The organism is Rhodococcus sp. 14-2470-1a (assembly GCF_002259425.1).
In the GTDB taxonomy this organism is placed as follows: domain Bacteria; phylum Actinomycetota; class Actinomycetes; order Mycobacteriales; family Mycobacteriaceae; genus Rhodococcoides; species Rhodococcoides fascians_E.
Genome location: NZ_NPFZ01000052.1, coordinates 1 through 983, shown reverse-complemented (window position 1 = coordinate 983; position 983 = coordinate 1). Strand labels below are relative to the sequence as shown.

The following is a 983-nucleotide window of genomic DNA, read 5'->3' as shown; positions in this document are numbered from 1 at the left end:
AGCGGATCACCCACATCCTCGACGACGCGTCACCCACAGTGGTCATCACCGAAGAGTTCCTCGATACTCCGGCGGTCTCGGCACGCCTGACACGCGGTGAACGTGTGGCACCGGTGTTGACGCGGGCCCTGACCCCGGCGGACACGGCGTATGTCCTGTTCACCTCCGGTACCACCGGACGCCCCAAAGGCGTCATGATCTCCCACCAGGCGATCATCAACCGCCTCACCTGGATGGCCGAAGACTACGCAATCGGCCCCGGTGATCGGATCCTGCAGAAAACCCCCGCCGTCTTCGACGTCTCGGTCTGGGAATTCTTCCTCCCCGCCGTCATCGGCGCCACCCTCGTCGTCGCCAAAGACGGCGGCCACAAAGACCCGTCCTATCTCGCCGAGGTCATCGACCGCCACCACATCACCGTCCTGCACTTCGTGCCCGCCATGCTCGCGGCGTTCCTCACCGCGACTCCTGACCCGGACCGGTTGGCGTCGGTGCGGCGGGTGTTCTTCTCCGGCGAAGCCCTCCCCGCCGCGAACGCCGCCGCCGCAGACCGCCTCTTCACCGGCGCCGACCTGCACAACCTCTACGGCCCCACCGAAGCCGCCGTCGACGTCACCGCCGCACCCATCCACGCAGACGCGCTCGCTGATGTGGTGACCGTGCCCATCGGAACACCGGTCGCCAACACAACCACCCACGTCCTCGACACCTGGCTGCGCCCGGTACCCATCGGCGTGACAGGTGAGCTGTATCTCGGTGGTGTCCAACTCGCCGACGGCTACATCGGCCGCACAGATCTGACGGCGTCCCGGTTCGTCGCTACCGGATCCGGGCAGCGTCTGTACCGAACCGGCGATCTCGTCCGCTGGAACCACGCCGGTGAACTCGACTACCTCGGCCGTTCCGACGACCAAGTCAAGATCCGCGGCTTCCGCATCGAACTCGACGAGATCCGCACCGTCCTCGAACACCACCCCGCCGTC

At 66.6% G+C, this 983-nt stretch carries 1 protein-coding gene; it reads left to right on the top strand.

Annotated features, from left to right (window positions below):
• The coding region (locus CH292_RS27505; protein WP_143545830.1) for an amino acid adenylation domain-containing protein at positions 1 to 983 on the top strand (983 nt) is incomplete at both ends.